This window comes from Niabella terrae, from assembly GCF_054783135.1.
Genome location: NZ_BAAGRD010000005.1, coordinates 448,926 through 462,456, shown reverse-complemented (window position 1 = coordinate 462,456; position 13,531 = coordinate 448,926). Strand labels below are relative to the sequence as shown.

Annotated in this window: 13 protein-coding genes; 8 read left to right on the top strand and 5 right to left on the bottom strand. The window is 48.9% G+C overall.

All coding sequences use genetic code 11. The features are described from left to right. The first annotated feature begins 181 nt into the window (after positions 1-181). On the top strand, positions 182-694 hold the full coding sequence (locus ACYVI9_RS07930) for a sugar phosphate isomerase/epimerase family protein (protein WP_460763006.1): 513 nt from the start codon (positions 182-184) through the stop codon (positions 692-694). Between the two features lie 375 nt (positions 695-1,069). After that, on the top strand, positions 1,070-2,473 hold the full coding sequence (gene lpdA / locus ACYVI9_RS07925; protein ID WP_460763004.1) for a dihydrolipoyl dehydrogenase: 1,404 nt from the start codon (positions 1,070-1,072) through the stop codon (positions 2,471-2,473). A gap of 60 nt (positions 2,474-2,533) precedes the next feature. Here the strand turns inward: lpdA and tilS are convergent, their stop codons facing one another. Genes tilS through ACYVI9_RS07910 form a run of 3 tightly spaced genes read right to left on the bottom strand, consistent with a single transcriptional unit; the run spans position 2,534 to position 5,407 of the window. Continuing rightward, positions 2,534-3,865 carry a tRNA lysidine(34) synthetase TilS gene (gene tilS, locus ACYVI9_RS07920; protein ID WP_460763001.1) on the bottom strand — a complete coding sequence of 444 codons (1,332 nt, stop codon included), beginning with the start codon at positions 3,863-3,865 and terminating at the stop codon, positions 2,534-2,536. Positions 3,866-3,867: 2 nt separating this feature from the next. After that, positions 3,868-5,043: a multiheme c-type cytochrome gene (locus ACYVI9_RS07915; RefSeq protein WP_460762999.1), complete on the bottom strand. Its 1,176-nt coding sequence runs from the start codon at positions 5,041-5,043 to the stop codon at positions 3,868-3,870. 52 nt (positions 5,044-5,095) lie between these two features. Continuing rightward, complete coding sequence (locus ACYVI9_RS07910) at positions 5,096-5,407, bottom strand: tetratricopeptide repeat protein (protein WP_460762996.1); 312 nt, start codon at positions 5,405-5,407, stop codon at positions 5,096-5,098. 140 nt (positions 5,408-5,547) lie between these two features. Between ACYVI9_RS07910 and ACYVI9_RS07905 the strand changes: the two genes are divergently transcribed. The 6 genes from ACYVI9_RS07905 (at position 5,548) to ACYVI9_RS07880 (ending at position 10,823) form a co-directional block, all read left to right on the top strand. Next, on the top strand, positions 5,548-6,291 hold the full coding sequence (locus ACYVI9_RS07905) for an electron transfer flavoprotein subunit beta/FixA family protein (RefSeq protein WP_460762993.1): 744 nt from the start codon (positions 5,548-5,550) through the stop codon (positions 6,289-6,291). A 34-nt stretch (positions 6,292-6,325) separates the two neighbouring features. Beyond that, positions 6,326-7,279 carry an electron transfer flavoprotein subunit alpha/FixB family protein gene (locus ACYVI9_RS07900; RefSeq protein ID WP_460762990.1) on the top strand — a complete coding sequence of 318 codons (954 nt, stop codon included), beginning with the start codon at positions 6,326-6,328 and terminating at the stop codon, positions 7,277-7,279. A gap of 95 nt (positions 7,280-7,374) precedes the next feature. Continuing rightward, on the top strand, positions 7,375-7,977 hold the full coding sequence (locus ACYVI9_RS07895; protein ID WP_460762988.1) for a bifunctional nuclease family protein: 603 nt from the start codon (positions 7,375-7,377) through the stop codon (positions 7,975-7,977). Beyond that, entirely contained in the window at positions 7,958-8,800 is an 843-nt protein-coding gene (gene ispE / locus ACYVI9_RS07890; RefSeq protein WP_460762985.1) for a 4-(cytidine 5'-diphospho)-2-C-methyl-D-erythritol kinase, read from the top strand. The genes ACYVI9_RS07895 and ispE overlap by 20 nt, the downstream gene beginning before the upstream one ends. A gap of 185 nt (positions 8,801-8,985) precedes the next feature. Further along, positions 8,986-10,215, top strand: coding sequence for an ornithine--oxo-acid transaminase (gene rocD / locus ACYVI9_RS07885; protein ID WP_460762982.1), 1,230 nt, complete (start codon positions 8,986-8,988; stop codon positions 10,213-10,215). Beyond that, a complete protein-coding gene (locus ACYVI9_RS07880) occupies positions 10,212-10,823 on the top strand; it encodes a VIT1/CCC1 transporter family protein (RefSeq protein WP_460762980.1) in 612 nt (203 codons plus the stop codon). Before rocD ends, ACYVI9_RS07880 begins: the two co-directional genes overlap by 4 nt. Here ACYVI9_RS07880 and ACYVI9_RS07875 read toward each other — a convergent pair. Both ACYVI9_RS07875 and ACYVI9_RS07870 read right to left on the bottom strand, forming a co-directional pair. Continuing rightward, positions 10,816-11,223, bottom strand: coding sequence for a hypothetical protein (locus ACYVI9_RS07875; RefSeq protein ID WP_460762977.1), 408 nt, complete (start codon positions 11,221-11,223; stop codon positions 10,816-10,818). The two genes, ACYVI9_RS07880 and ACYVI9_RS07875, sit on opposite strands and share 8 nt — an antisense overlap. Positions 11,224-11,342: 119 nt before the next feature. Then, positions 11,343-13,337 (bottom strand): YfbK domain-containing protein, encoded by a 1,995-nt coding sequence (locus ACYVI9_RS07870; protein ID WP_460762975.1) that lies wholly within the window; start codon positions 13,335-13,337, stop codon positions 11,343-11,345. Between the last annotated feature and the right edge of the window lie 194 nt (positions 13,338-13,531).

Here is a 13,531-nt window from a genome sequence, read left to right as displayed (position 1 = left end):
TATTTTGGACAGGGACTTCAATGCAAGTAAAAATATCCTTGAAGAAGGAATAAGAATCATCGGGGCGGAACTCTCCGATTACACGGGCAGAGCCTTAAATAAGACTTCTGAAAAGAAGCTCAGGGCGATGAAGTCCGAAGCCCATTGGTCTTTAGCCAATGGGTAGTTCACTCAGCCTACGGTGGCCGAAACCCTGCTCCCCTCCGCACCGGACAGCCTCTTTGACCGGCAGTTGTCAGCAAATAAGTTTTCGGTACCTGCCATGGCACTGAATGTATTTATCCCGGGTTCCATCAAGACCACCGGACCGAAGGTTGATGAGGCCCGGACCCTTGAATATGTGGAAACGGTCTTTCAGCACGCCCGCCGACTGGGCTGCAAGGTCATGGTCTTTGGAAGTGGCGCTTCCCGAAGGATCCCTGAGGGATTTCCCCGGGATTCCGCTTTCCGGCAATTTGTATCAATCAGTAAAAAACTGGCCGTGCTGGCCGAAAAGTACGGGATTGTACTGGCGCTGGAAAGCCAGAACAGGGAGGAATGCAATTTCTTAAATAAGGTAAGCGAATGCCTGCAGGTGGCACAGGCGGTCAATCATCCTCATTTCAAACTTTGTATAGACATTTACCATATGATGCGCGAAGACGAAGGCCCGGCTGTAATTGAAGCAGCAGGCGATCTGGTCTATCATTTGTGATATCGGGGAAAAAGCTACCCGCTCGGCCCCGGGGGTCGCAGGAGACGATTTCACCCCCTACTTTAGGGCTTTTCAAAAAATCAATTATAAAGGCAGGATCGCGCTGGAATGTCGTTTTACTGATCTGAACCGGGAATTACCCCTGGCCCGTCGCCGGATTCGGGAACAATGGGCGGCAGCGCGGAAACTGCACTGACATCCCCATAACAGCAGGATTACCGGAAAGGCCATGATGGAAATTCAGTTCAATTCTGCTAAATTCGCAGGGTTCAAAAGTCAAGCCAGGTCTATTGCCTTTGGACAGCAGTGCCAGAAACAGGCAGGACCTAGACGACAATTGTATTAATTCGAATTAATTATAAAAAATCATCACATATGGCATATGACGTAGTAGTATTGGGCAGCGGCCCGGGCGGTTATGTAGCAGCGATCCGCGCTTCTCAGCTGGGTTTAAAAACGGCTATCATTGAAAAAGAAAACCTCGGCGGTATCTGTCTGAACTGGGGATGTATACCGACCAAGGCATTATTAAAAAGTGCGCAGGTGTACAATGATATCAAACACGCCAAGGATTTTGGTATCGAAGCCCAGGGCAGTCCCAATTTTGAAGCCATTGTAAAACGCAGCCGTGGTGTGGCTGATAAAATGAGTAAGGGCGTGCAGTTCCTGATGCGAAAAAATAAAATCGATGTCATCAAAGGCTTCGGTTCATTGAAAGGCAAAGGCAAACTGGAAGTGAAAGGCGAAGATGGTAAGACCCAGACCGTAGAAGGCAAACATATTATTATTGCAACCGGCGGCCGTAGCCGTGAGTTGCCTGCCCTGAAACAGGACGGTAAAAAAATCATCGGATACCGGGAAGCCATGGCATTACCGGAGCAACCCAAAAGCATCATAGTCGTAGGCAGTGGTGCCATCGGCATTGAATTCGGTTATTTCTATAACAGTATTGGCACCAAGGTAACCGTAGTGGAATTTCTCCCCCGCATTGTACCGGTCGAAGATGAAGATATTTCAAAGGAACTGGAAAAGAACCTAAAAAAACAGGGCATCGAAATTCTGGTGAACAGCGAAGTTACTTCCGTTGATACAGGCGGCAAAGGCGTGAAGGCTTCCATTAAAACTGCCGATGGTACTAAGACCCTGGAAGCTGATATTCTGCTGAGCGCCGTAGGTGTCAGCGCCAATATTGAAGGTATTGGACTGGAAAGTGCAGGCGTCAAAACCGAGAAAGGTAAAATTACCGTAGATAAATTTTATAAGACCAGTACGGATGGCGTTTATGCCATCGGCGACTGTGTTCCCGGTCAGGCATTGGCGCATGTAGCCAGTAAGGAAGCCATCATCTGTGTGGAAGCTATTGCCCATGCCGCAGGTAAATATGGCCACCAGCCTCAGCCCATCGACTACAATAATGTACCAGGTTGTACCTACTGCTATCCTGAAGTGGCCAGTGTGGGCTATACAGAAGCCAAGGCCAAGGAAGCAGGTTACGAAGTAAAAGTGGGTAAATTTCCTTTAAGCGCCAGCGGTAAAGCCAGCGCTGCCGGACACCCCGAAGGTTTTGTCAAAGTCATTTTTGATGCCAAATACGGTGAATGGCTGGGCACGCATATGATTGGTTACAATGTAACTGAAATCATTGCGGAAACCGTAGTGGGGCGTAAACTGGAAACCACCTATCATGAAGTGCTGAATTCAATTCATCCGCACCCCACAATCAGTGAAAGCGTGAAGGACGCCATTGAAGTGGCTTATGATGAGGCCATACATTTATAGAATCAATTATATTTAAAATAAGAATGGGCTGTCTCCGATGTGAGACAGCCTTTTTTTGGCTCAGTTACGATCAGGCTGATAATGCAGTTTGTATACCGTCTTTGTGCCGGCAGCTACCTTGAAACGATCATCCAGACGATATCCCGGAATCCAGATAATTTTCCGGTCCGCTTCCAGCACCCATATTTTTTCCTTTTCTGCCAGAGACAATTTCTGATCGATAAAAAATTTTGCCAGCTTTTTCTTCTTGCGCATACCCAGTGGGTAGAAATAATCTCCCTGCCGCCAGGGCCGCAGAATCAGTGGAAAACGAAGCAACGCAGCATCTACTACGGCAATCATCGGATCAGCACTATACGACAGATTACGATCCACCGAGAGACTGAGCGTGCCTCCGCCAAATTCATGCCGCCCCTCCCCTTCGATGATCACCGGGACCTGCCGTTGATGTGCCAGGACGGTGATGACCAGATGGCGCCGGTCCCTTAAAATGCGATGGGTGGCCGACAAGATGTATTTTCCCGAACCGCTGTCCAGCAGGGCGGCGACTTCCGGCAACTGGGTGGCTTTGAATCCGAATGGCCGGATCAGTTCCAGTAAAATCGTCTCCCAGGCGGGCAGGCGCTGCAACTGCAATACCGCTATCAGGTGCCGGTCATCTGTTGTCCGGAGCAGTTTTTTCCTGGTGGAATCCACAGATTGCCGGTACAAAACAGCCGCCTCCCTAAGTCGTTGAATATTGCCAGAAAGATTATCACTGAGACCGGGAAAATGTTTGCTGAGTTCCGGAATCAGCTGATTGCGCAACCAGTTCCTGGTATAATCATTTTTCAGGTTGCTCTCATCCTGGACGAATGCCAGTCCTTCCGTTTTCAGAAAAGCTTCCAGTTCCGTTCTCCTGGCAAAAAGCAGCGGACGTCGGATGCGGTCATTTACGGGCTGGATGCCGGTAAGCCCGTTGATGCCTGTACCCCTGAAAAAATTAATGAGCAGGGTTTCGATATTATCGTCCCTGTGGTGGGCTGTCAAAATATAATCATATCCGTGCTGCTGACGCAATTGCTCAAACCATTGATATCGTAAATCCCGGGCCGCTACCTGAATTGACAACTTATGCGTACCGGCATAACTTTCGGTATCGAAACGAATGGTATAAAAAGGTCGATCAAGTTTTTCGCTGAATTCCCGGACAAAATTTTCATCCCGCAGGCTGTCCGCAGCCCGCAGTTGGAAATTGCAATGTGCCATTGCGAAATCGAATCCTGTCTGTTGTAATAATGTCGCAAGCACGACAGAATCCACCCCCCCGCTAACCGCAAGCAGCAAACGGTCCTTTTTGGTAAAAAGCTGTTCTTGATAAATATATGCCAGAAATGCCTCAGGTAAACTCATGCTTAGTCGGAATTCAGGTGGGGATACACAGCGATACGGTGTGTTCTTAATTTGTATGCAATACTATTGGATTTTTGACTATTATTAAAATCCAGGCTTTTGGAAGCCTGCAACGGCATATGACAAGTAATGCAGTTTCCCTGCTGTTTGAGCTCCTTTACCGCATGACGGGATTGCTGATGGCAGTTCATACACTTGGAAATAAACACCTGGATTTTACCGGTCTCAGACTGGTGCGGACTATGACAGCTGCCACAGGTGAGTTCCGATCGCTGGTAACAGGCACTTTGCTCCAGGAGTTGCATCTGCATGCCATGCACGTCGGGAGAAGCTCCGGGAAAATGCAGGTAATAGGCTGCGAGACTATCCCCAGGCTGGAACCTAAAAATGGATTTTAGTCCGGCGGCGTCCCCAGAATGGCAGGTCCCGCAAAGATCCAGCTGCTGCTGCCGGTGCAAAGTTCCCACGCGGGTGATAAACTTCGCCTGAGCTGCATCCGGGTGCTCCCGGTGAAAATTAACATGCAGGGCAGCAGGACCATGACAGCGTTCACAATCGATCCCATAGCGTACGGTCTCCGGTCGGTATTTTTCAGTGAGCTCCAGGGTACCCGTCTGTTCCTGAAAACGGGAAACATAAGTCGTGTGACATTCAAAGCAACGACTGGTCACGGGGCGGGTAAAATAAGCATGATCGATTGGAAAGCCGGGACTATTGGTCCAGATTTGTTGTTCTTTCAGATAAGTCAGGGGTAACTGAAATACCTGCTGGTCTTTCCAGTAGCCAAAAGTCAGCGCCTTGCTTCCGGCACCGAAGACAATATCTGTCTTTTCGCCGATTGTATACTTCCCGTTTTCAAAATAATCCTGATAGACGCCGCCGTCTCTGGCGGATACTTTCAACTGGCGCTCTGGTCCGTAATTCACCGTACTGTTCTCCGGTCGGATAAAAGCGGCAAGTCGGGCAGGATCAGCCACTGCCGAACTATGGTAATGAGCGGTTTGCATATAGGAAGCTACGATACTGCTATGGCAATCCCGGCAGGCAGCGGCTCCGGCATAAAGTTCTCCCCGGGGGTCCGGCTCGGGACGGTCCCGGTATATACATTGGGTATAGATCAGGACCACCAGAGACAGCGTAAAAATGATGAGGGTTTTCTTCCTTATGCGCATTGCCATAAAGATAATTCTTTCGACGGCAAAAGGAGCGCTTTCGACCGAATGCCCCTATCTAGAAAGTCAACTCTTCATGGGCGGTACGCAATTCTCCATAAGCATGCCTGTCGCCACAACGCTGCGCCGCCTGCATCCCCGCTTCGTAGGTCTGAACAGCAGCCGTTTCATCCCCACGACGCTCATATAATTTCCCCAGATGATAATAGCTGCCCACATAATCCGGATCCTTTTTCAACAGCGTTGTAAACAATGCGGCCGCCCGTTGGTCATCACCGGCCTTAATATATTCCAGTGCCAGGGCATGCTGTAAAAAACTATCGCCTGCCTGCGCTTCCAACAGCTTCTCCAATTGATCAATCCGGGACATAAGTATTCCTTAATTATTTTTAAAAGCCGGCATTTTTTAAATGAATAACCGTTATCTTTGTTTTAGTTGCATAAACAACTATTTTAACACCTCTCATCTGTTTCAAAACAGTGACAGATGCCTGAGCAAAAACAGCACATATGAAGATCTTAGTCTGTATCAGTAAAACGCCGGATACTACGGCAAAAATAGCGTTCACCGATAACAACACGAAATTCGACACCGCGGGGGTACAGTGGATTGTTAATCCCAATGACGAACATTACGGTCTGGTCCGAGCCATTGAACTGAAAGAAGCTGATCCTTCGGTAACCGTTGACCTGATTACAGTTGGAACTGCTGACGCCGATCCTATAATCCGCAAAGCATTGGCGATTGGAGGTGACGCAGCCATTCGGGTGGATACCGAAAGTCAGGACAGTTACCAGATCGCGGCCCAGATCGCTGAAGTGGCCCGGACAGGTGCCTATGATCTGATTTTTCTCGGCAAGGAAACCATTGATTATAATGGCAGTTCGGTCGGTGGAATGCTGTCCGCACTGTTGGAACTACCCTATATTTCACTGGCAACGAAATTTGAACTCAATGGCAGTACGGCAACCGTTACCCGGGAAATTGAAGGCGGTGAAGCGGTCTGTGAAGTAGATCTTCCGGTAGTGATCAGTTGTAATAAAGGCATGGCTGCGCAACGGATTCCCAATGTGCGTAATATCATGACGGCCCGGACCAAGCCACTCGAAGTAAAACAACCGGTGTCTGTAGAGGCGTTGACAACCATCACCAGCTTCAGTGTACCCCCACCCAAGGCCGGCGTCAAACTCATTGATCCTGACCAGGTGGAAGAACTGGTCCGGCTGCTAAGAGAAGAAGCGAAAGTCATCTGATAAAACAGTACTGCAACCCTTAAAATATTCTACTATGTCCGTTTTAATTTATATAGATATCGCCGAAGACGGCAACATCAAAAAGTCTTCACTGGAAGCCGCAAGTTATGGTGCAGCCCTGGCCCGGCAACTCAATCAATCTGCGGAAGGGCTGGTTCTCGCGCAGGAAACCACCGATCTGGGGGTCCTGGGAAATTATGGCCTGCAAAAAGTTTATCAGGTAAAAAATGAAAACCTAAGCCAACCGGATGCCCAGGTGTATGCGGGGGTGCTGCAACAGGCAGTGGAGAAAACAGATGCTAAAGTAATTGTGTTCTCCCATAATAGTAGCGGTAAAGCCATCGCACCCGTATTGGCTGCCGGACTCAAGGCAGGCCTGGTAGCAGGTGCTGTGGAATTGCCATCCTCTACCGATCCATTTGTAGTTAAAAAATCTGTTTTTTCAGGCAAAGCATTTGCGGAAGTTCAGATCAACAGCCCGATTAAAATCATCACCCTGAATCCGAATGCCTATACAAGTGAATCAACCCCGGGTACCGCAGAAATTCTTACGCTGGAAGCCTCGGTCGCCGCTCCGCGCGTCAAACAGACTTCAGTGAACACCTCAAGCGGCGAAGTACCGCTGGCTGAAGCCCAGATCGTTGTAAGTGGAGGAAGAGGCATGAAAGGACCCGAAAACTGGCATTTGCTGGAAGACCTGGCAGGCACCCTGCATGCCGCACTGGCCTGCAGCCGACCGGTCGCTGATGCAGACTGGCGCCCCCATAATGAACATGTGGGCCAGACCGGCGGTACCATCGCCCCGAATCTGTATATAGCGGTTGGTATTTCGGGAGCCATTCAACACCTGGCGGGCGTCAATCGAAGCAAGACGATCGTCGTTATCAACAAGGATCCGGATGCCCCTTTCTTTAAAGCTGCAGACTATGGTATCGTCGGTGATTTGTTCGAAGTAGTCCCCAAACTTACCGCTGCTTTAAAGCAATAAAAACCCTTCCCGAATATTTTCGGTTCAACTGATACAGGCTAATGATCGCTCATTAGCCTTGTTTTTTAAAAAATGCTTAGTTTCGTAACCGGTTTATGAAAAAAATAGAACTTGAAATTGTTGCATTATCTCATAGCATCACCCAAACCCATTCCTATGCAGTGGTACTGGGGGAGGTCAATGGGCTGCGGCGACTGCCTATTGTCATTGGAGGATTTGAAGCCCAGGCTATTGCAGTGGCACTGGAAAAAATGAACCCCAGCCGCCCTCTGACCCATGATTTGATGAAAAATTTTATGCTGGGATTTTCGATCGAACTGCATGAAATTATTATTTCAGATCTTCAGGAAGGTATATTTTTCAGTAAACTGGTTTGTTCTTCAGAATCTGAGACCATCGAAATTGATAGTCGCACATCGGATGCCCTGGCACTGGCTGTGCGTTTCGGTTGCCCTATCTATACCTATGAGAACATTCTGGCCAATGCCGGAATTACCATGGATGAAAAAGGCAATCCCAAGGAAACCGAAGCGCAGGAAGAAGCGGTCGCCACCCCGACGGCAGACAGCGGCAATGATGATTTAAAATCGATGACTATAGAACAACTCAATAAATTATTGAGTGAAGTCCTGGAGCATGAGGATTATATGAAGGCGATTGCCATTCGCGATGAACTCAATGCCCGAAAGAAAAAATAAAGCTGCCGCCTTGATCCAGTTCACCAATTGTAAAATCAATCTGGGTCTGCGTATTACAGAACGCCGCCCGGACGGTTATCATAACCTGGAGACTATTTTTTTCCCCCTGCCCCTTTATGATGTTTTGGAACTGACCCCTGCGGACAGAACCCATCTTACAATATGGGGTCAGTCGATTCCTGGTGCGATTCATGATAATATTATACTTAAAGCCTATCGGCTGCTGCAAGCGGATTTTCCCGAATTACCCCCCCTGCATTTTCACCTGCTGAAAAATATTCCGGTAGGCGCCGGTCTGGGTGCCGGCAGCGCCAATGGCGCCTACACCCTGCTTGCCCTCAATGAAGGCTTTGCCCTCGGTTTAGATCAGAAGCAGCTGGCGGTCTATGCACTGCAACTGGGCAGTGACTGTCCGTTTTTTATATACAACCAGCCCTGCCTGGCTACCGCGCGCGGCGAATGCCTCACGCCAATGGCGATGGATCTGAACGGTTACCGGCTGGTGCTGGTCAATCCGAAAATCCATATCTCCACACCCTGGGCTTTCTCCAGAATCCAGCCAGGCGCTGGTTCCATACCGTTCACTTCCCTGCGCCTGACGGCTCCCGAAACCTGGAAATCAATACTGACCAATGATTTTGAAGCACCGGTCTTCGCGGCCCATCCACCCATTGCCGCCATTAAGGAAAGTCTCTATGAGATGGGCGCCGTTTTCTCGCTGATGAGTGGCAGTGGCAGCACCGTTTATGGTCTTTTTGAAAGGGACCGCCCATTGGCGCCTGATTTTCCCGCTGATTACTTTGTCAAAATCATCGACCTGTAGTTGTATCCCTAATTAATTCTGAATGCCGCTTTGCGGTTTTTTTTGTTATTTTGTCGAAAGATATTTTATCAGATATACCCATCACATATCATTATTATTAACACAGCATCTCGATCTGCTGTGTCACTGACAGGAACCTTTCGCCGGCTGAAATTATTCTTATTGTACACTTAAAAAGGTTCCTCATGTCAACCGTCTCTACCCCTACCTCTTCTTATTTTATGGATCTCGAAGCGCAATATGGTGCACACAATTATCATCCCTTACCTGTCGTTTTATCCAAAGGCAAAGGCTGTTTTGTCTGGGATGTGGAAGGGCGTCGTTATTTTGATTTTTTAAGCGGCTATTCGGCCATCAATCAGGGACATTGCCATCCCCGTATCCTGGAAAGTTTCATGGAACAGGCCGCTCAGTTGACCTTGACAAGCCGTGCTTTCTATAACGACCGTCTGGGAGGCTTCGAAAAATATATAACCGAACTGCTGGGTTACGATAAAGTACTTCCCATGAATACGGGTGTTGAAGCTGTGGAAACGGCCATCAAGCTCTGCCGGAAATGGTCTTATGAGGTGAAGGGACTCTCGCCGGGAACTGCTAAAATCGTTGTTTGTAATAACAATTTCCACGGGCGCACAACCACGGTGATTTCCTTCAGTACAGATCCGGAGGCCAGGGCGGGCTTCGGTCCTTATACACCTGGTTTCATTTCCATTGATTTCAATGATGTCGGGGCACTCAAATCGCTACTGGAAGAAGACAAAAACATCGCCGGATTTCTGGTGGAACCCATTCAGGGTGAAGCAGGTGTTCTTGTGCCCGATGAGGGCTACCTGAGTACCGTCAGGGCGCTATGCAGTCAACACCAGGTCTTACTGATCGCCGACGAAATTCAGACCGGACTTTGCCGGACCGGCAAAATGCTGGCTTGTGATCACGAAACCGTACGTCCGGATATATTATTACTGGGCAAGGCACTGAGCGGGGGCATGATGCCGATCAGTGCGGTGCTTGCAGACGACGCCATCATGCTGACGCTTCGCCCCGGTGAGCATGGCTCAACTTATGGTGGTAATCCGCTGGCGGCAGCCACTGCCATTACCGCTTTGGAGGTGCTCGTGGACGAAAAAATGGCGGATCATGCCCTGGAAATGGGGCAAGTATTCCGGAACTTTCTACAACATTTAAAAACCCCCTTGATCCGCCAGGTCCGCGGTAAGGGACTCCTAAATGCCATAGAAATCAACCATGCCGATTCCAATACAGCCTGGCAGATATGCATGGATCTAAAAGAAAATGGACTTCTGGCCAAGCCTACACACGGTGATAAAATCCGATTTGCCCCACCGCTTTGCATTTCCAAAGAGCAATTGGAAGAAAGTCTATCGATCATCGAAAATACCCTGAACCGATTTTGAAAAAGACAAAACCCATTTATGACTTTTTACCCGCATTGATTGTGGGCGCTATAGAAGGGACCATTCTTACGCTCGCGGTATACAGTTTCCTGTTGGCCAAAGGCATGCGGTCGGATGCAATCTGGTGGACCTGCGCCATTATTGCTTTTTTTGCCGCCCTGTTATTAGGACTGGGCGGGTATTTCACACGAAAAGCAGAGAATGCACCGGGAGGTGCTTCTGCCAATCTGCAACGAATCTATCAATCCCTGGACATCGAAGAAGGACTTCGTCAGGCGATGATTCAGGATACGGTGACAGAAAATCAGCAATGGGAAGCGCAATGGAAACAAGGGGACAATGCGACGGGGCAACTGCAACCCCTGCATTATGGTCTCAGTATTTTTACAGGTTTTATCGTTTGTGCCCTGGTTATCATACTCAATAATTACCTGCTGGGCCTCCCTGATTTTCAAGCCCTGCTGTTGCCACTGGTTTTACTGGGTTTCCTGGGTTACCAGAAATACCGGTCTGCCCGTAAAAACCCTATGAGTGGTTTATTGATCATCGGATTGGCAGGTATGGCCGCTGCTGTGGGTGCTTATTTTGCCGGTGGTTTCTTTATGTAAGCGGTGGCAGTTCCTGTTTCATCGGAGGTTCCTTCGGAAATAAGGCCGTACCCAGAAGGATGATAGCGGCAAATAACAGTAAATAGAGTCCTGTTTTCTTATCAGGGCATTCGCCGGCTTCACATCGGGAGATGATTACAAAATTCCGGATGGCCCATCCAAGATTCAGGGCGGCAAACAATAAGGCCAGTCGCTTGGCCCAGACCCGGGGTATAAAAGCACAGATAAGCAGCAGCGCCGTGAGTACCAGATTTGCAGCTGCCGGTTTTCCAAATCTGGTCGCGCCGGTATCCAGCCCGGTAAGTGTGAGATCGGGAGACTGAATATAAACCCAGGGAAGGATAGCAGCAGCAACCATCAGACAGGCGGCCAGAACAGTAATCATCTGTGAACGACTCATACTGCAAATTAACAGACTAAAGAGCATATAGCAATGAAAAGGAGCGGCGGGACCGCTCCTTTTCATCCAGGGTTCCGCAGGTCCATTCCATGGTAAGCGCCTCCGGTACCATCCCGGCTTCATCGACTTGTTAAAATCCAATGCTCCCGTTGTGACTGTTCCCTGGCCTGGTCCTCCGCATCTTCTCGGACGCCGAGAGAATTTGCCTTTTGCACCAACTGTAGCAGTTCTGAACGGTAGCCCTGCGGTTCATCCTTTTTCAGCGTTTGCAGCAGGGTGATGGCATCCTGATAAGAACTATTTCCCATATAAGCCGATTGCCGGAGTAGCATACCGAACTGGGCTACCGCTGCCGCCAGCCGAATATTTTCACTGGCTTTTTGAATTCCTGCAGGCTTACCGCCCAGAGGCTGTTTGAGTAAATAGCTTTTGTCCCCCTCAGGTTTTTTATACCGCAACTTGACGGTGAGCAATTCTCCCGAAACCGACGGTGGCGTTGTATTCCTTTCCTGCTGGTACTTGAGTGCATCCGTATTTTTTAATTCGGGTGCCGGTATGCCTGTAGGTATCACTTCATAAAGTGCAGTTACCGTATGACCACTACCGAGCTCACCTGCATCCTTCTTATCATCATTAAAATCTTCTTTTGCCAAAATCCGGTTTTCATAACCAATTAAGCGATATCCCTGTACCCTGGCCGGATTAAACTCCACCTGAAGCTTGACGTCCTTGGCGATGGTAAAAAGGGTGCCGCCGAACTGGCTGATCAGCACCTTTCTGGCCTCACTGAGGTTATCAATATAAGCGTGGTTGCCATTACCCTTATCGGCCAGTTTTTGCATTTTAGCATCCTGGTAATTTCCTGTACCAAATCCAAGCACCGTCAAATAAATGCCTGATTGCCTTTTTAATTCAATCAGCCGTTCCAGTTCATCATCACTGGTTTGCCCTACATTAAAATCACCGTCGGTGCACAAAACCACCCGGTTATTTCCGTTTTTCTGAAAATTCTCGGATGCGATCTGATACGCCATTCGAATGCCTGCACCTCCGGCGGTCGAACCTCCGGCACGCAATTGATCGATAGCGGCTTTAATGCGGGAAGACGCTTCACCAGAAGTGGCAGGGAGCACCACAGCAGATTTTCCTGCATACACTACAATGGCTACTTTGTCTTTGGCGCGCAACTGATCGGTCAATAATTTCATGGAAGCCTGTACCAGCGGTAATTTATTGGCCGATGCCATACTACCGCTGACATCAATCAGAAAAACCAGATTCGCAGCCGGAAGATTGGCCGTCGGAATCCGACGCCCCTGCAGGGCGATTGATACCAGTTGGTGCTGATTATTCCAGGGACAGGTTACATATTCCGTGTAGACACCGAAAGGTTGCCCCGCGCCGGGTTGCGGATAGTTATAACTGAAATAATTGATCATTTCCTCAATTCGTACGGCTCCGGCCGGAGGTAATTGTCCCTGCATAAGGAAGCGACGGATATTGCTGTAGGATGCGCCGTCAACATCTATGGAAAAGGTTGACAGGGGATGATCCGTGGCTTTCCGGAAAGGATTCTCCGTAATATGATCATAACCCTCCCGATTAAAATCAGGATCAACCGACCGGCCATGTTCCGGACTTTTCACCCGGCCGAGATCATAGAGAAATGCAGTTGGCCGATGCACTGCTACAAGCCCCTTTCCGGCATCTGTCGTACGAGGACTGAGGGCGACTTCCTGTCTTCTACTATCTGGTGCCACCGGTCGTCGCGGGGGTGGTGGTGTAGGCAACTTTTTACGCTCCGAATCAAGTAAAGCACCTGCAGGCGTTAATACGATCTGCAGCTGGCGCTGGGTGCCGACTTTGATTTCCTGTTGCGGATAACCAGTAGCGGTGACAATTAGGATAGCATTTTTGCCACTGACTTCAAGCGAGAAATTTCCCTGGGCATCCGTACTGGCGGACTGGTTGCTGCCTTTCTCCTGAACCACAGCATTGACTACTGGCTGCCTGTTTTCGTCCAAAACCTTACCGCTGATTGTTACGGTAACCAGTCCGGAAGCCAGCAGCAATACCGGCAACATCAGGCCGATAATTAGTTTTAAAATTTTCATCCCTATACTTTTTAGCTTTTAGTGATAAAAGGACCACATCCATACCGAAACCGACATCTGGCAATAAGCCGCACAGCTTCCGTACCTGTTCCCTAACAGGCTTCGATAGCTAATACCTGTTGGTAATAAGATGCAAAAGGCTTTCAGATTGCATAATTTTAACCGAAGAGGGCATTCGGGCCGGTTCGTTATCT